Source organism: Nocardia sp. NPDC051787 (assembly GCF_040681325.1).
GTDB lineage: Bacteria > Actinomycetota > Actinomycetes > Mycobacteriales > Mycobacteriaceae > Nocardia.
The window spans coordinates 34,276-50,909 of sequence record NZ_JBFAYO010000031.1 but is presented as its reverse complement, the minus strand read 5'-3'; the positions used below and the strand labels follow the sequence as shown (position 1 = coordinate 50,909).

The following is a 16,634-nucleotide window of genomic DNA, read 5'->3' as shown; positions in this document are numbered from 1 at the left end:
GCGCAGGCGCTGCAAATCAGATACAGCGATCGATCTCGTGCGCCAGCGCGACGTCCAGCGCGGTGAGGCCGCCCGCGGAGTGGGTCGACAGCGTGAAGGTGACGTTGCGCCAACGGATATCGATGTCCGGATGATGGTTGGCGGTCTCGGCGACCTCGGCGACTCGGCGCACGAGTTCGATGCCGGCGGGGAACGTGGGCGCCTTGACGGTGCGGACCAGGCTGTCGCCTGATCTGGCCCACTCGGGCAGCTCGGTGAGGGCCTCGGCGATTTCGATATCGGAGAGCAGTGTCTGTTGCGCCATAGCTCCTTACTCCTCGTATCGGGCCGCCCCGAAAGGGTCGCGGCGCTGGTCAGGCGGCGCGCGCCTGCTTGAGTGCCTTCTTCAGATCCTTGCCGCTGATCCCAGCGGCTTCGCACTTCTTCATCCGCATGATCACAACGGGGCACTTCAAGCAGCGCGTCTTCTTCCGACAGCACTTCTTCTTCGGTTTCAGGCTGGAAACCTTCTTCGCTTTGACCTTGCCCACGGCGGTTAGCATACCCTTAGTACAAAGCCTGAAACGTTGCGGGAACCGGACAGCCGGTAGGGTGTACCTGGCCGCGATGCCCGGTGAGTTTCGATTCTCCACCTGTTTGCAGGGGTCGGCCGAGCACCAACACCTAACAGCAGGAGGATTCAGGCGTGTCGTCTGCACGCGATTTTCGCAACGTCGCCATCGTGGCCCACGTCGACCACGGCAAGACGACGCTGGTCGACGCCATGCTGCGCCAGTCCGGCGCCTTCGCCGAGCGGGCCGAACCCGTCGATCGCGTGATGGACTCCGGCGACCTGGAGCGCGAGAAGGGCATCACCATTCTCGCCAAGAACACGGCGGTGCACCGCCACCATCCGGATGGTTCGGTCACCGTGATCAACGTGATCGACACCCCGGGGCACGCCGACTTCGGCGGTGAGGTGGAGCGCGGCCTGTCCATGGTGGACGGCGTGGTGCTGCTGGTGGACGCGTCCGAGGGACCGCTGCCGCAGACTCGCTTCGTGCTCCGCAAGGCACTTGCCGCGTCGTTGCCGGTGATCCTGGTCGTGAACAAGACCGACCGTCCCGACGCCCGCATCGAGGAGGTCGTCGAGGAGAGCCACGACCTGCTGCTCGATCTGGCCTCCGATCTGGACGACGCCGCCGCCGAGGCCGCCGAACTCGCGCTCGACCTGCCGGTGCTGTACGCCTCGGGCCGGGAAGGCAAGGCGTCCAAGGAGCGTCCGGACAACGGGCACGCGCCGGACGCGGAGAACCTGGACGCGCTGTTCGACGTGCTGATGGAGTGCATTCCCGCCTCCAAGGGCGATCCCGCCGCACCGTTGCAGGCGCATGTCACCAACCTGGACGCTTCGGCGTTCCTCGGCCGCCTCGCGCTGGTCCGGGTCCACAACGGCGAGCTGCGCAAGGGGCAGAACGTCGCGTGGATGCACGCCGACGGCGTCAAGCAGGTGAAGATCACCGAGCTGTTGCAGACGGTCGGCGTGGAGCGCCAGCCCGGCGAGGTCGCGGTGGCCGGCGACATCGTCGCCATCGCGGGCATCCCGGACATCATGATCGGTGACACTCTCGCCGACCTCGACGAGCCGGTCGCGCTGCCGCGCATCACCGTCGACGAGCCCGCCATCTCGGTCACCATCGGCACCAACACCTCGCCGCTGGTCGGCCGGGTGCAGGGACACAAGCTGACCGCCCGCATGGTGAAGTCGCGGCTGGACCAGGAGCTGGTCGGCAACGTGTCGCTGCGCGTGCTGGACATCGGCCGCCCCGACGCCTGGGAGGTGCAGGGCCGCGGCGAGCTGGCGCTGGCCATCCTGGTGGAGACCATGCGCCGCGAGGGCTTCGAGCTGACCGTCGGCAAGCCGCAGGTGGTCACCAAGCAGGTCGATGGCAAGGTGCACGAGCCGTACGAAGAGCTGACCATCGACTGCCCCGAGGAGTACCTCGGCGCGATCACCCAGTTGCTGGCCGCACGCAAGGGCAAGATGGTGCAGATGAACAACCACGCCGCGGGCTGGGTGCGGATGGAGTTCATCGTCCCCTCGCGCGGCCTGATCGGATTCCGCACCGACTTCCTCACCGAGACCCGCGGCACCGGCATCGCCAACGCGGTGTCGCACGGCTACGCGCCGTGGGCGGGGGAGATCCGGGCCCGGCACACCGGCTCGCTGGTGTCCGACCGGTCGGGCACCGTGACTCCGTTCGCCATGATCCAGCTGGCCGACCGCGGCCAGTTCTTCGTCGAGCCCGGCGCGGACACCTACGAGGGCCATGTCGTCGGAATCAACCCGCGGGCGGAGGATCTCGACATCAATGTCACCCGCGAGAAGAAGCTGACCAATATGCGAAGCTCCACCGCCGACGTGATCGAGACCCTGGCCAAGCCATTGCAGCTGGATTTGGAGGGCGCGATGGAGTTCTGCGCCGCCGACGAGTGCGTCGAGGTCACGCCGGAGGTGGTCCGGGTGCGCAAGGTGATTCTCGGGCAGAACGAGCGTGCGCGGGAGCTGTCCCGGCGCAAGGCGCGGGACCGGGCGGCACTGTAATCCTTTGGGGCGGAGGGAATCCGGCGTCGGGATGGCGCCGGGTTCGCACGGCCGGGTCGCGTGGCGGAGTCGCTGCGGTATCGCCTCTCGAGGGCCGGTCGCCGCTGATCGAGGTCCCAAGCGAATCGTCGCGAGATAGCTCTGGTCGGCAATTCATCGTGACTTTCCTGGGAATCCACCGTCGAGAATTATTCCGCGATGGCCGGAATGCTTCGTTTCAAGTTCGTACTGATTTGGGTAGTACCTGTGGTTGGGGATTGACGATACCGGTGGGTAGGTAATTCTCGGCCACAATTCGTTTGCTTCCGAACAGCGCACCGATGCATGGAACTCGCAACCGTCCGAAGAATTGGTTTCGACCGCGGCCGCTGTCCCGGTTTCGCGGCAGGGCTGGAATTTGTCGCGAAATCGGTTTCGTCGAATAACACTGAGCTCGGAGTTGTGCGCCGTATATCGGCGATGCATGCCACGCTCCGCGCATGCGGTTGCGTGTCACTAGTTGGTGCTCGGGCAGGCTGCTGCTCAGAAAACCTTGGTGTGCAGGGCGTGTGGCGTCCCCGAGGATCGGCAGTGTCTGTGCTGGGGCCGCGCAGGAGGGCCGGAGTTTCGTCCCGTTCGCCGTGTCGACGCGATTGTTGACTTTCGCGTGCTGCCCATCGGTAGACGGGTCGTCGGCGCTATCGCCGGGCATCTGGATTGCGCTCGTCGCTTGCGGGCCTGTGAATGGTCGGGTATTGCGGCTGTCGCGGATGCGCCGATTATTTGCCGACTGTCAACCGAGTTGGTGTGGCATGGCGTCGCGGACCAAGCGGATCGGTATCCCCGATCGCTCTCGTGACACCAGGAATCTGCGATCGGACCGGACTCTACGGTAGAGTTCCGGAGCGTGAAAGTGGGCGCAGGAAAACGCGCAGCGTGGCGCACGTTGTTGCCGACCATGGCGGTGCTGGCGCTGATCAGCAGCTGCGCGGCCAACCCGCCGCCGCCCATCGAAAGCACCGACAGCCCGAAGACCACACCGGTCAAGCCCGCGGAGACCACCGTCGTCGTCGCCTTGGACACCATCGGCACGGCCTTCAATCCACATCTGCGCTCCGACCAGTCCCCCGCCACCTCGGCCATCGCCTCGCTGGTGCTGCCGAGCCCGTTCCGGCCGGTGCCGAGCCCGACCACGCCGGGGGCGACGGCGTGGGTGCCGGACTCGTCGTTGCTGGTCTCCGCCGACGTGACCGCGCAGGAGCCGTTCACGATCACCTATAAGTTGCGCAACGAAGCGTCTTGGTCGGACGGCGCGCCCATCGCGGCCGAGGACTTCCGCTACCTGTGGCAGGAGATGATCTCCGAACCCGGCGTCGTCGATCCGGCTGGATACCGGTTGATCTCGGATGTGAACTCCTCGGCGGGTGGCAAGACGGTCACCGTCGTGATGTCGCAGCCCTATCCCGGCTGGCGTGAGCTGTTCACGGACCTGCTGCCGTCACATCTGCTGAAAGACGCTCCCGGCGGATTCGCCCGGGGAATGAACGGCCAGGTCAACGGCGTCCGGGTGTCCGGAGGCCCGTTCGTGATCCGCTCGGCGGATCCGGGGCGCGACGAGATGTTGCTGGAACGCAACGACCGCTTCTGGGGGACACCGGCCATGCCCGGCCAGATCCTGCTTCGCCGCGGCGGCACGACCGCGCAGCTGGCGGGCTCGCTGCGCACCGGCGACGTGCAGATGGCCCTGGTCCACGGCGGTGTGGCGACCCAGGCGCAACTGGGCGCGATCCCGTCGGTGCGGACCGCGATCATGCCGCAGTCACGTGTGCTGCAGCTGGTGCTCAATGGGCGCACGGGGGAGCTGAGCGATCCGCGGGTGCGCTCGGGCGTGCTCGCGCTGCTCGACCCCCACCTGCTCGCGACGGTCGGTGCGCAGACTGGAAATTGGGTGGAACCAGCTCGTGCGCAGGTGCTCGCGCCGTCCGATCCCGGGTATGCCCCGGCCGCGCCGCCGCGGCCGCCCGCGGACGAGGCGTTCGCGCTGCTCGCCGCGGCGGGGTACGGCCGTGCGCCGGAGCCGCCACCAGCTACTTCGCCGACCTCGCCGGCGCCGCAGCCGCGCACTGTCGGCAAGGACGGCAAGCCGCTGACCGTTCGCATCGGCGCGGTCGACAAGGACGCCACCGCGCTCGCGGTGGCCAATACCGCCGCCGACCAATTGCGCAGCGCGGGGATCGACGCCACCGTGCGCAGTGTCGCCGCCGACGAGCTGTACGGCAAGGAATTGATCGAGGGCACGGTCGACGCCATCGTCGGCTGGGAGGTGGCCGGTTCGGACCCGGCGACGGTGCTGGCGTCCCGTTACGGATGCCCGCCGCCCGCGCTGCCGGGGGTCACCGGCCCGGCGCAGGCCATCGCCGAGGCCGCGCAGCGCGCGCCGAGCAACCTGTCCGGCGTGTGTGATCCGGGCTTGCAGCCCGCGATCGACGAAGCGCTGCGCGGGGTCGACGTGGGCCGGGTGCTCGCCGAGGCCGAGCCCAAACTGTGGGCCATGGCGACGGTGCTGCCGATCGTGCAGGACAACGCCGTCGCTGCAGCCGGGCCCCGGGTGGACGGCGCCTCGCTCAGCGGAGCCATCCAGGTCGGCATTTTCGGCGACGCGTCCCTGTGGCGCAGGATCCCGTGACCTCGGCGGCAACGGGCGGACTGCTGCTGGTGCACGCGCATCCGGACGACGAATCCATCACCACCGGAGGGACGATCGCGCACTACCGCCGTCGCGGCGTGCCGGTCACCGTGGTCACCTGCACCCTCGGCGAGGAGGGCGAGGTGATCGGCGACGAATGGGCGCTGCTGTCCGCGGAGCACGCCGACCAGCTCGGCGGCTATCGCATCCTCGAACTGACCCGGGCGCTGGCCGCGCTGGACGCCGGCCCGCCGCATTTCCTCGGTGGCGCGGGTCGCTGGCGTGACTCCGGCATGGCGGGCACCCCCGCCGCGAACAAACCGCGGGTGTTCGTGCGCTCCGGGGACGAGGCGGTACACGCCCTCACCGAGGTGGTGCTGCGGCTGCGGCCGCAGGTGGTGGTCGGCTACGACCCCAAAGGCGGATACGGCCACCCCGACCACATCCGGGCGCATGAGGTCACCACCGCCGCCGTGCACGCCGCGGCCGACCAAGGCTGGAACACGCCGAAGTTCTATTGGACGGTCACCGACGACGACATGCTGCGCCTGCACACCGCCGCGCTGGCCCGGCGCACCGTCGAGGGCTTGCCCGGCGCGCTGCCCCCGGGCTGGCGGCTGCCCGCCGAAGGGGAGCTCGCGAGCGTACCCAGCCACGCGGTGACCACCACGGTCGACGTCTCCGACGTGTTGACGGCCAAGCGCGCCGCGCTGCGGGCGCACGCCACTCAGGTCACCGTCGCGCCGTCCGGGCGGGAATTCACCCTGTCGAACAATGTCGCCCAGCCGGTGCTGCCGGAAGAGCACTTCATCCTCGTGCGAGGCCCGCGCGGTCCGCTCGGGCCGGACGGGCGGGAGCACGACTTGTTCGCGGGTTTGGACTGACGAAATCCGAAAGACGATAGGGCACACCGGCGTGTTCCGGGTGCTCGCGAACCTCCCGGTGGACGGAGCGAACTGATCGTGTGCGCGGGAACGCCGGAATAGACTCGGCAGTATGTACAACTGGGAGCTCCAGAACGCGATCGCGGCGTTCGTCGACAGCATGAAGCCGCACTGGCAGGAGCAACACGACCTGTATATGACGGTGCTGTACGCGTTTGTCGACATGCAGAGCCACCTGTTGACCCTCCTCGGTTACCCACCGGTGCCGTGACGACGAAAGTCGACGACCACGCTCCCGCGGCATCCGGTGCCGCTCGTTTCGCGGTCGGCCGCGTGCTGGCCCAGGTGATCTTTGTTCTCCTGGTCCTGGACGCACTGCTCACCTTGTCGGTCGAGGTGTTGTATCTGCCGACCTATCTCGGCTCCACCGCGCTTCCGATCGCCGCCGTCCTGGCCGGTGTGGTGAACGTGCTGCTCGTCGCGGGCGTGCGGTCGGTCACCCAGCGCGCCTCGGCCATGGCGCTTCCGCTGGCCGCGTGGGCGCTGGGGTTCTTGGTCTGCGCGAGCCTGGGCCCGGGCGGCGATATCCTGCTCGTCACCGATTGGCGCACCGCGCTGCTGCTGTTCTGCGGATTGCTCCCGCCCCTGGCGTACATCTACTTCCAGATGAACGCCCATGTATTCCGCCCGCGCTGAGCTCTGCCGAGCCGGGCCGCCAGGGCGGCTATCACGGCGTCGGGGCGGGTCAGCGCGTGCCGAGCCGCCCCGGTGTGACGGCCTCGATGAGCTTCCCTGCGTCGTCGATCGGGATGTCGACCACCGCGTAGCGCTTCTTGCCCGCCGCGGTCGCCGCGACGACCGTGGCGACTCCGGCGCGGCGCTGGAAGAAGGTCTGTCGCACGGTCCAGCCGATCACGCCGGGCGCCTCCAGGCAGTCGCGGTCCCGGTCGAGGGATCCGGAGCGGGTGATCAGCCAGGTCGGGCTGGTGGCCGTGCGGGGAAGTACGGCGTGGCCGAGGCCGCGGTAGCGGTCTTCGGCCAGGGCGAGCGCCACCGGAACGGCGAGGCCGGGCAGCAACCACCACCACGGCGAATAGCCCGCTCCGGCAAGGGCGAGGTAGGCCATCACGACGGCGAGAACAGCGACCGGGGCGAGTGCGCGCGTGTGCCTACGACGCCGTGCGGCCGGGCCATGTGCGATCAACGGCGCGCTGCCCGGTGCCAGACCGGCGTCCGATGCCCCTGCGCCACTGGGAATCGCGTCCGCCGGGGCGGGAATAGTGTTGTCGCGCATCTCATCCCGGGCGAGCAGATGGCTCAGGGTGTGTTCGACCGCGCCGCGCGGTGCCTGCGGCAGGATCTTCTGCCGCGGGTTCTCGCCGGTCATGATCGCCTCGAGTTCAGCGGCGCCCGCCAGGCGCAGCAGCAGCGGTTCCTTCACCGTGGCCCCGCGCAGGCGGGCCAGGTCGAGGGTGATCTGGCGCGTGGTGAACAGGCCGTGGCGCAACTGCAAGGTCTTGCCGTCATCGCTGACGCGCAGCCCGAAATAGGTGGTCAGGTAGTGCGCGCAGGCGGCGGCGCTGACCGCCAGGACGATGGCGCACAGCAATGCGGCCCCGGCGAGTGCCAGTGCCGGCGCGCCGCCGTCTTCCACGTCGTGTACCGCGTCCGACCGGAACACGATCTCGCCGAGTCCGTACTGGAAGGCGACGCCCACGATCGGCGCGACGATCGCGAACCCGGTCAGCGACAGTGGGGCGTAGCGCACCCACGCCGGACGCCAATGCCCGATCTCGCGCGCCGAAGTCCGGGTCGTGGCGAAACCACCGGATACGTTCTGCGGCGGTAGTTTTCGTTCCTCGACCTCGTCCACCTGGCCCGCTGTGTGCGCGAGCAGCGCGGCGCGCAACGGCGGTACGACCCGCGTGTCCAAGGCATCTAGCTTGAACTGCTCGCCGGAATCGGCCTGCTGGCCCGTCCCGATCGCCAGTACGGCGAGCCCGAGTACCCGATGCAGCAGGTCCGCTTCGATATCCACCGAACGGATGCGCGACCGCGGCACCGACAGCCTCTTGCGCTGCAACAACCCGGTGCGCAGCTCGACGTGCGTCGGTCCGACCCGGTATGTCGTGGTGAACCAGCGGGTGAGCGCGAACCCGACGATCAGCACCACCGGGATGATGCTCCACACATGGTTGCCGCTGCTCGTGCCCAGGATCACCGAACCGATCAGCACCGGGATGAACTTCACCACCTCGGTGATCGGATGGACCAGCAACATCCGCTTGTCGAGCCGCTGCCACGGTTGCCCCGCTTGGGCGGTGCCCGCCTCGGTCGTGTTCGCGGTTCGTTCGCTGGACTCGCTCATTTTCGCCCCTCGCCGGGACTGCGTGTCGCCGCTGGCTCGGCTGCGTTCGTCGGTCGCTCGCTCATGCCGACCCCTCGATGCCGCTCGGCGTGGTCACGAGCGCGTGTTTTCGCTCACCGCGCTCGCTCATGTCGCGTCCCCGCGGTGCTGGGCGGCGATCCGGGTCAACCGCGTCACGGTCTCCTCGGCGACCGGGAGATCGAGGGCGCTGATCTGCACCGCGCCGGCCGAGGAAGCGGTGGTCACGGTGACCGTCGCCAGGCCGAGCAGGCGCTCCAGGGGTCCCCGTTCGGTGTCGACGGTCTGCACCCGCGAGATCGGCGCGACCCGGCTCTCCTGGCTGAGCCAGCCGACCCTGGTGTACACCGCCTCGTCGGTCACCTGCCAGCGGTGCACGGCGTACCGCCACCACGGCACGACGCCGATGTTCAGCCCGGCCAGCGCCAACGTGACCAGGAAGAGGCCGAGCTGCCAGCCGCGGTGCGCGGAGTCGAGCATCGCCCACACGATCTGCGCCGCGATGGGAATTACCCAGGCCAGCGCCGCCTGCACGGTCCACAGCAGCTTCGCCTTCGGGCTGGGGCGCCAGGCCGGGTCGGCCAAGATCGTGCGCGACTGCGACATGCTGCCATGGTTGCACGATCGCGCACCCGCTGTCGCAGGTAAACGTCCGCGGGAGCCGAGGCGACGCGGTGCTACCGACGTCACCCCGGAATAGCTTCGGGCACCGCACAGTTGTCAACGCTCAACGGCGCCCGCGTCCAGCGTGGCCGCTGTAGTGAGCGAGCGCGTGGCTGGTCCGCTTCGCCTCACTGTCGAGCACTGGAGGGAGACAGTTCCGGATGTGTAGCGCATGATCGACGGCGTGACCGATCTACCGAACCCGAGCGTCCCGCCGGCACCGCCCAGCCCTTCGGCCATGCGCCGGGCGTTGCGCAGGGCCCGCGACGGTGTCACGTTGAACGTGGACGAGGCCGCGGTGCTGTTGCACGCGACCGGTGACGACCTCGCCGACCTCTGTCGCAGTGCCGCGCGGGTGCGCGACGCCGGGCTGGCCTCCGCGGGTCGTCCGAAGACGATCAGCTATTCCCGCAACGTTTTCATCCCGCTGACGCGACTGTGCCGGGACAAGTGCCACTACTGCACGTTCGTCACCGTGCCGGGCAAGCTGCGCGCCGAGGGCAAGGGGATGTTCCTCGAACCCGACGAAGTGCTCGACATCGCACGCCGCGGTGCGGCGCTCGGGTGCAAGGAGGCGCTGTTCACGCTGGGTGATCGGCCCGAGGACCGCTGGCCGGAGGCCGCGCAGTGGCTGGACGAGCGCGGCTACGACTCGACGCTGGACTACCTGCGTGCCGTGTCGATCATGGTGCTGGAGGAGACCGGGCTGCTGCCGCACCTGAATCCGGGTGTGATGTCGTGGGAGGAGATCGCGCGGCTCAAGCCGGTGGCGCAGTCCATGGGCATGATGCTGGAGACCACGGCGACCCGGCTGTTCACCGAGAAGGGCAACTGCCACTACGGCAGCCCGGACAAGGACCCCGCGGTGCGGCTGCGCGCCATCACCGACGCGGGCCGCCTCTCGGTGCCCTACACCACCGGCATCCTGGTCGGCATCGGCGAGACGATGGCGGAGCGAGCCGCGTCGATCATGGCGATTCGCAAGCAGCACAAGGCTTTCGGGCACATCCAGGAAGTCATCATCCAGAACTTCCGCGCCAAGGACGACACCGCGATGCGGGATGTGCCGGACGCGGGCCTGGAGGAATTCCTCGCCACCATCGCCGTCACCCGCATCCTGCTCGGGCCCGACGTGCCGGTGCAGGCGCCGCCGAACCTGGTGTCGCATGCCGAGTGCCGCGCGCTGATCGATGCGGGCATCGACGACTGGGGCGGTGTGTCGCCGGTGACGCCGGACCACGTGAACCCGGAGCGGCCGTGGCCGAATCTGGACACCCTGCGGGAGATCACCGAGGCGGCGGGCTATCAGCTGGTCGAGCGCACTTCCGCGCACCCGAAGTACGTGCGGGCGGGCAATCCGTGGGTCGATCCGCGGATCGGCGCGCACGTCGCGGCGCTCACCGACCCGGCGACCGGGTTGGCGAATCCGGACGCGATACCGGTGGGCCTGCCCTGGCAGGAGCCGGACGAGTCCTGGGAATCGACCGGACGCGTCGATCTCAACACCGCCATCGATATCGAGGGCCGCAACACCGAGCACCGCAGCGACGCCGGGCTCGGCCAAGAGGTGGTCGGCGCCTTCGGTGACTGGGACACCATCCGCGAGCAGGCGCGCGATCTCGCCGTCGCGACGCCGCGGCGGCTGGACTCGGACGTGCTCGCCGCGCTTCGCGCCGCCGAACGCGACCCGGCCGGGCTCAGCGACGCCGAGTATCTCGCGCTGGCCACCGCCGACGGTGCCGAGCTCGACGCGGTCGCCGCGCTGGCCGATCAGTTGCGCCGCGACACGGTCGGCGACGACGTCACCTACGTGGTGAACCGGAACATCAACTTCACCAATATCTGCTACACCGGGTGCCGGTTCTGCGCCTTCGCCCAGCGCAAGGGTGACGCCGACGCGTTCACGCTGAGTATGGACGAGGTCGCCGACCGGGCGTGGGAGGCGCACGTCGACGGCGCCACCGAAGTGTGCATGCAGGGCGGCATCGACCCCGACCTGCCGGTCACCGGGTACGCGGACCTGGTGCGCGCGGTGAAGCAGCGGGTGCCGTCGATGCATGTGCACGCGTTCAGTCCGATGGAGATCGTGAACGGCGCTTCGCGCGGCGGCCAGAGCATCCGGGACTGGCTGGTCGCGCTGAAGGAAGCCGGTCTGGACACCATTCCCGGCACGGCCGCGGAGATCCTGGACGACGAGGTGCGCTGGGTGCTCACCAAGGGCAAGTTGCCCACCTCGGCGTGGATCGAGGTGATCACCACGGCGCATCAGGTGGGCATCCGGTCCAGCTCGACCATGATGTACGGCCACGTGGACAATCCGAAGCACTGGGTCGGGCACCTGCGGGTGCTGCGCGGAATCCAGGACGAGACCGGCGGTTTCACCGAATTCGTGCTGCTGCCGTTCGTCCATCAGAGCGCGCCGCTGTACTTGGCCGGTGCCGCGCGCCCCGGCCCGACGAACCGGGACAACCGCGCCGCCCACGCGCTGGCCAGGATCATGCTGCACGGCCGGATCCCGAACATCCAGACCAGCTGGGTCAAGCTCGGAACCACCGGAACCCGCGTGATGCTCAACAGCGGCGCCAACGATCTGGGCGGCACGCTGATGGAGGAGACCATCTCCCGGATGGCCGGATCACAGCACGGCTCGGCCAAGACCGTCGCCGAGCTGGTCGAGATCGCCACGGGCATCGGGCGACCGGCCCGGGAACGGACCACGACCTACGGCGTGCCGAAGCGGACGATGTCGGCACTCCCCTTGACAGTGGGGTAGTGAAACTCGGCCGCGTTCCGCGGTGACCGCGAATCGCTCCGGCAACGGGCGCTGGCCAGTCGGCCCAGAGCCCATCGCTGACACCTCGTCCTACCGGCGTGGCCCGCCGTCCGCGACGGCGGGCCACACCAGGATTCGCAGCGGAACGAGGAATATCCGCCAGAGGCGCGACATCCCGGATGCGCGGGAGGCGGGCAGCGACCGGCGCGATGACCGCGTCGCGGTCGGCCCGTACCGGAGCGACGTCGCACAACGGGGTCACCACGGAGCGCGCCAGGTGGCGGAGAGATTTTCGCATCCCGTTCGGTGTGCACAACACCCTGAGTTAGGGCAGGCTGACCAGTAGTAACGTGGGGTGCCGGGATAGGGTTTCGCCGGGCGGACTATCCCGCAGGCGAGGACAGACTAGGAGAGCGGCAGTGCCGTACATCATCGCTGAACCGTGCGTTGACGTGAAGGACAAGGCATGCATCGAGGAATGCCCCGTGGACTGCATCTACGAGGGTGGTCGCATGCTGTACATCCATCCCGACGAGTGCGTGGACTGTGGTGCATGTGAGCCGGTGTGCCCGGTGGAGGCGATCTTCTACGAAGACGACACCCCGGACCAGTGGAGCGGCTACGTGAACGCCAACGTCGATTTCTTCGACGAGCTGGGCTCGCCCGGCGGCGCCACGAAGGTGGGCAAGGTCGACTACGACCCGCCGTTCATCAAGGAACTGCCGCCGATGGCGAGCGAGTGAGATCTGACGTGTCACCGCGTGGCCGGGTCAGCGGTCGGCTGCCCGATTTTCCTTGGGACACCATCGCTTCGGTGAAGGTGAAGGCGGCCGCTCATCCCGGTGGGATCGTCGATCTGTCCGTCGGCACTCCCGTGGACCCGGTTGCTCCACTGATCCGGGCGGCATTGAACTCGGTCGCCGAGGTGCCCGGATACCCGACCACGCACGGCACCCCCGAGCTCCGCGCGGCCGCGGTCGACGCGCTGAAGCGGCGCTACGGGATCACCGGTCTCGATCCGGCGGCCGTCCTGCCCGCGATCGGCACCAAGGAGCTGATCGCCGGGCTTCCCCGGCTGCTCGGTCTCGGCCCCGGCGACTTGGTGGTCGTCCCCGAGGTCGCCTACCCCACCTACGAGGTCGGCGCGCTGCTGGCGGGCGCGCAGGTGCTGCGCGCCGACGGGCTGACCCGGCTCGGTCCGCAGACGCCCGCGCTGATCTACGTGAACTCGCCGTCCAACCCGACCGGTCGAGTACTCGGCGTCGACCATCTGCGCAAGGTGGTGGCTTTCGCGCGTGAACGTGGCGCGATCGTCGCCTCCGACGAGTGCTACCTGGGACTGGCCTGGGAGGGTCGCGCGGTCTCGCTGCTCGACCCCGAGGTGTGCGACGGCGACCACACCAACCTGCTCGCGCTGCATTCGCTGTCCAAGACCTCCAACCTGGCCAGTTACCGCGCGGGATTTGTGGCGGGCGACCCGGCCCTGGTGGCCGAGCTGCTCGAGGTGCGCAAGCACGCGGGCATGATGGTGCCCTTCCCCATCCAGGCCGCGATGACGGCCGCGTTGAGCGACGACGCGCACGAGGCGCAACAGCGCGAGCGCTACCGGGCACGTCGCGAAGTGCTGCGAAAGGCTTTGCTGACGGCCGGTTTCCACATCGATCACTCGGAGGCGGGCCTGTATCTGTGGTCGACGCGCGACGAGCCGTGCCGTACCACGCTGGACTGGCTGGCCGACCGAGGCATCCTCGCCGCGCCCGGCGACTTCTACGGCCCCGCCGCCGGCGAGCACGTGCGGATCGCACTGACCGCGACCGACGAGCGCATCGCCGCGGCGGCCGATCGCCTCACTGCGGGCTGAGCGTCGGGGGCGGATCGCGCTGACGGCCACGGCGAGCGTGTTGCCGCGGTGGCTGAACGATTCACTGCGGGCTGAGCGTCGGGGACACGGATTGCGCTGGTCGCGACCGGCTGGCGCATGGCCGCGGTGACGGAACAACACACCGCGGCTGACGGACGGACGAAACCGTCTGGGAACGATCCGCCCTGCGCAGTAACCCGCTGTCGCGGGAATGGCAGGCCGGTGGAAACCGGTGTGTCGGCGGCCGCGCGCGTCGGGCCGGGAGAGCTAGCCTGGGGTATGGACGCTGTCACGGTTGTCCCCACGCCGAGCAATGAGCCGGTGCATACCTACGCGCCGGGCAGCCCGGAACGGGAGCTACTGATCGGCAAACTGGCCGAGCTGTCTGCCGAGCAGGTCGACGTGCCGCTGGTGATCGGCGGCAAGCACCGGCCGGGCATCGGCGAACGACACGACATCGTCGCGCCGCACCGGCACCGGCAGGTGCTGGGGACCTACACCGACACCACGCACTCGGAAGCACACGGGGCCATCGACGCCGCGATGGCGGCCGCGCCCGGCTGGCGGGCCCTGCCTTTCGAGGAACGCGCCGCGGTGTTGTTGCGGGCGGCCGACCTGCTGGCCGGCCCTTGGCGGGAAACCGTCGCCGCGGCGACCATGCTCGGGCAGTCGAAATCGGCCCAGCAGGCGGAGATCGATGCGCCGTGCGAACTGGTCGACTTCTGGCGGTTCAACGTGTCCTTCGCGCGCGGCATCTTGGCGCAGCAGCCGCAATCCAGCGCTGGAATGTGGAACCGGATGGACTACCGGCCGCTCGAGGGATTCGTCTACGCCATCAGCCCGTTCAATTTCACCGCGATCGCCGGTAACCTGCCGACCGCTCCCGCGCTGATGGGCAACACCGTGGTGTGGAAGCCGTCGCCCACCCAGACCCTGTCCGCCTTCTACACCATGCGGCTGCTGGAGGCGGCGGGCCTGCCACCGGGCGTGATCAACATGGTCACCGGAGACGGGGTGCAGTTGTCGGAGGTAGCGCTGAGCGATCCACGATTGGCCGGTGTCCACTTCACCGGCTCGGCCGAAACGTTCCAGTATCTCTGGCGGCAAGTCGGCGCGAATATCGGCCGCTACCATGGCTATCCGCGTCTGGTCGGGGAGACCGGCGGCAAGGACTTCATCGTCGCGCATTCCTCCGCCGATCCGGACGCGCTGCGCACCGCCCTGATTCGCGGCGCCTACGAGTATCAAGGCCAGAAATGCTCGGCGGCCTCACGCGCCTATATCGCGCGATCGGTGTGGCGCGCGATGGGCGATGATTTCCTGCACGTCACCGAACAGCTGAGTTATGGCGACGTCGCGGATCTGTCGAATTTCGGTGGGGCGCTGATCGATCGGCGGGCGTTCGACAAGAATGTGGCGGCCATCCAGCGCGCCGGGGATGCCGGTCTCACCATTCCGGTCGGTGGCAGCTACGACGACAGCGAAGGCTGGTTCGTCCGGCCGACCGTGTTCCTGACCGACAACCCGCACGACGAATCGTTCGCCACCGAGTACTTCGGACCGATTCTGTCGGTGTACGTCTACGACGACGCCGAACCCGGTGCGTACAGCGCGATTCTCGCCGAAGTCGAGTCCGCCGCGCCCTACGCGCTGACCGGCGCGGTGTTCGCGCAGGACCGGAACGCGATCGAACAGGCCGATGCCGCATTGCGATTCGCGGCGGGCAACTTCTACGTCAACGACAAGCCGACCGGTGCGGTGGTGGGCCAGCAGCCGTTCGGCGGCGCCCGCGCCTCCGGCACCGACGACAAGGCGGGCTCGCCGCTGAACTTGCTGCGCTGGGTCGCGCCACGCACGCTCAAGGAGACCTTCGTTCCGCCGGTCGAATATCGCTACCCGCACATGGACACGTGATACACGCCGCCGCGGCGGGCCATACCCGACCCGCTAGACCAGCGGCTTCCGCAGACGCATCCGGATGCGCAGGTCGAGCAGATACGCATTGAGCGGGAACATCCGTACCGGCCTCGGCAGCCGGATGTGCACCGCCGCGATCGCCCGCAGCAGCCGATCGAAGCGACGCTGATCGCGCTCGGTCCAGGTCATGCCCATCTCGTCGCGCAGATGCTGGGGCAGCAGGCCGGTGACGACGAACCGTTGCAGCCTGGCGAAGACCGCCTGTACCGGACGCGGCATCATCTTCAGATCGATCAGATCGTGGAAGTAGTCCCGCAGGGCCGGTTCGATGGCGCGCTGTTTCAGGTTCTCATCCCAATACCGCTGGAACTCCGGACGATTCGCCGGCCACATCTCCGGCCGCATCTGCAGCGTGGTGCCCAGGCGCGCGGCGTAGTGATAGAAGGCGTCAGCGGTGGCGGGATTCATCGGACCGTGCATCCGGGTGTAGAGATCGTCGATGCCCCAGTACAGGCACGCGGCCACCCACAGTTGCAGGTTCGGGTCGAAGGCGTTGTATTTCACCGGGCTGGCCGCGGTGGAGCGCACCGGGCGGTGGGAAACGTTGACGGCCGCGCGGTAGGCGGCGCGTTCGTCGTCCGAACCAAGGAGTGCAACCGCGAGGTAGGTCAATGTGGTGCGCAGCCGCTTGAGCGGGTGCAGGGTGACCTTACCGCTGTCGACGGTGCTCTCCAGAACGCCGCGGCCCACCGGACGTAGGCTCAGCTGCAGGATGACGTTGGCGGTGCCGCCGAGGAACGCGGCGATTCCGTCCACGTATTCCGCGACGGTCTCCGGGGTCAGAATCAGGTCCGGATCCGGCTCGTGCTCGGTGGTGCCCAGCGGCGCGGTCATCGTTGAC

The 16,634-nt window shown here is 68.6% G+C and carries 14 protein-coding genes; 9 read left to right on the top strand and 5 right to left on the bottom strand.

The annotated features are described in order from the left end of the window. Window positions 1-16 precede the first annotated feature (16 nt). Window positions 17-304, bottom strand: coding sequence for a 4a-hydroxytetrahydrobiopterin dehydratase (locus tag AB0M45_RS27310; protein WP_364335075.1), 288 nt, complete (start codon window positions 302-304; stop codon window positions 17-19). A 49-nt stretch (window positions 305-353) separates the two neighbouring features. Next, complete coding sequence (locus tag AB0M45_RS27305) at window positions 354-530, bottom strand: hypothetical protein (protein ID WP_195131937.1); 177 nt, start codon at window positions 528-530, stop codon at window positions 354-356. Window positions 531-685: 155 nt separating this feature from the next. Here AB0M45_RS27305 and typA point away from each other — a divergent pair, with 155 nt between their 5' ends. The 5 genes from typA to AB0M45_RS27280 all read left to right on the top strand — a co-directional run bounded on the left by typA (window position 686) and on the right by AB0M45_RS27280 (window position 6,829). Next, window positions 686-2,584 carry a translational GTPase TypA gene (typA, locus tag AB0M45_RS27300; RefSeq protein WP_364335073.1) on the top strand — a complete coding sequence of 633 codons (1,899 nt, stop codon included), beginning with the start codon at window positions 686-688 and terminating at the stop codon, window positions 2,582-2,584. A gap of 937 nt (window positions 2,585-3,521) precedes the next feature. After that, the gene (locus AB0M45_RS27295) at window positions 3,522-5,249 is read left to right on the top strand and encodes an ABC transporter family substrate-binding protein (protein ID WP_364335146.1); all 1,728 of its coding nucleotides are present in this window, start codon (window positions 3,522-3,524) and stop codon (window positions 5,247-5,249) included. Then, window positions 5,246-6,133: an N-acetyl-1-D-myo-inositol-2-amino-2-deoxy-alpha-D-glucopyranoside deacetylase gene (mshB, locus tag AB0M45_RS27290; RefSeq protein WP_364335071.1), complete on the top strand. Its 888-nt coding sequence runs from the start codon at window positions 5,246-5,248 to the stop codon at window positions 6,131-6,133. The genes AB0M45_RS27295 and mshB overlap by 4 nt, the downstream gene beginning before the upstream one ends. A 112-nt stretch (window positions 6,134-6,245) precedes the next feature. Continuing rightward, the gene (locus tag AB0M45_RS27285; RefSeq protein ID WP_169333890.1) at window positions 6,246-6,404 is read left to right on the top strand and encodes a hypothetical protein; all 159 of its coding nucleotides are present in this window, start codon (window positions 6,246-6,248) and stop codon (window positions 6,402-6,404) included. Next, window positions 6,401-6,829, top strand: coding sequence for a hypothetical protein (locus AB0M45_RS27280; protein ID WP_364335069.1), 429 nt, complete (start codon window positions 6,401-6,403; stop codon window positions 6,827-6,829). Before AB0M45_RS27285 ends, AB0M45_RS27280 begins: the two co-directional genes overlap by 4 nt. A 49-nt stretch (window positions 6,830-6,878) precedes the next feature. On the opposite strand, the gene AB0M45_RS27275 is transcribed toward AB0M45_RS27280, so the two are convergent. Beyond that, complete coding sequence (locus AB0M45_RS27275) at window positions 6,879-8,501, bottom strand: PH domain-containing protein (RefSeq protein WP_364335068.1); 1,623 nt, start codon at window positions 8,499-8,501, stop codon at window positions 6,879-6,881. Between the two features lie 126 nt (window positions 8,502-8,627). After that, window positions 8,628-9,125, bottom strand: coding sequence for a PH domain-containing protein (locus AB0M45_RS27270; RefSeq protein ID WP_364335066.1), 498 nt, complete (start codon window positions 9,123-9,125; stop codon window positions 8,628-8,630). Window positions 9,126-9,354: 229 nt separating this feature from the next. Here AB0M45_RS27270 and AB0M45_RS27265 point away from each other — a divergent pair, with 229 nt between their 5' ends. The 4 genes from AB0M45_RS27265 to pruA all read left to right on the top strand — a co-directional run bounded on the left by AB0M45_RS27265 (window position 9,355) and on the right by pruA (window position 15,730). Further along, entirely contained in the window at window positions 9,355-11,955 is a 2,601-nt protein-coding gene (locus AB0M45_RS27265) for a bifunctional FO biosynthesis protein CofGH (RefSeq protein ID WP_364335064.1), read from the top strand. Window positions 11,956-12,374: 419 nt separating this feature from the next. Beyond that, window positions 12,375-12,698, top strand: a complete 324-nt coding sequence (fdxA, locus tag AB0M45_RS27260) for a ferredoxin (protein WP_014987978.1) — start codon at window positions 12,375-12,377, stop codon at window positions 12,696-12,698. Window positions 12,699-12,706: 8 nt separating this feature from the next. Then, a complete protein-coding gene (dapC, locus tag AB0M45_RS27255) occupies window positions 12,707-13,816 on the top strand; it encodes a succinyldiaminopimelate transaminase (protein WP_364335144.1) in 1,110 nt (369 codons plus the stop codon). A gap of 279 nt (window positions 13,817-14,095) precedes the next feature. Further along, on the top strand, window positions 14,096-15,730 hold the full coding sequence (gene pruA, locus AB0M45_RS27250; protein WP_364335061.1) for an L-glutamate gamma-semialdehyde dehydrogenase: 1,635 nt from the start codon (window positions 14,096-14,098) through the stop codon (window positions 15,728-15,730). Between the two features lie 33 nt (window positions 15,731-15,763). Here pruA and AB0M45_RS27245 read toward each other — a convergent pair whose 3' ends face one another. Then, on the bottom strand, window positions 15,764-16,627 hold the full coding sequence (locus AB0M45_RS27245; protein ID WP_364335059.1) for an oxygenase MpaB family protein: 864 nt from the start codon (window positions 16,625-16,627) through the stop codon (window positions 15,764-15,766). Window positions 16,628-16,634 lie beyond the last annotated feature (7 nt).

Excerpts from the sequence above, each read along its gene's own strand:
- AB0M45_RS27310 (WP_364335075.1), bottom strand. The coding sequence starts at position 304 with ATGGCGCAACAGACACTGCTCTCCGATATCGAAATCGCCGAGGCCCTC.
- AB0M45_RS27295 (WP_364335146.1), top strand. The coding sequence starts at position 3,522 with ATGGCGGTGCTGGCGCTGATCAGCAGCTGCGCGGCCAACCCGCCGCCG.
- AB0M45_RS27285 (WP_169333890.1), top strand. The coding sequence starts at position 6,246 with ATGTACAACTGGGAGCTCCAGAACGCGATCGCGGCGTTCGTCGACAGC.
- AB0M45_RS27275 (WP_364335068.1), bottom strand. The coding sequence starts at position 8,501 with ATGAGCGAGTCCAGCGAACGAACCGCGAACACGACCGAGGCGGGCACC.
- AB0M45_RS27270 (WP_364335066.1), bottom strand. The coding sequence starts at position 9,125 with ATGTCGCAGTCGCGCACGATCTTGGCCGACCCGGCCTGGCGCCCCAGC.
- AB0M45_RS27265 (WP_364335064.1), top strand. The coding sequence starts at position 9,355 with ATGATCGACGGCGTGACCGATCTACCGAACCCGAGCGTCCCGCCGGCA.
- pruA (WP_364335061.1), top strand. The coding sequence starts at position 14,096 with ATGGACGCTGTCACGGTTGTCCCCACGCCGAGCAATGAGCCGGTGCAT.
- AB0M45_RS27245 (WP_364335059.1), bottom strand. The coding sequence starts at position 16,627 with ATGACCGCGCCGCTGGGCACCACCGAGCACGAGCCGGATCCGGACCTG.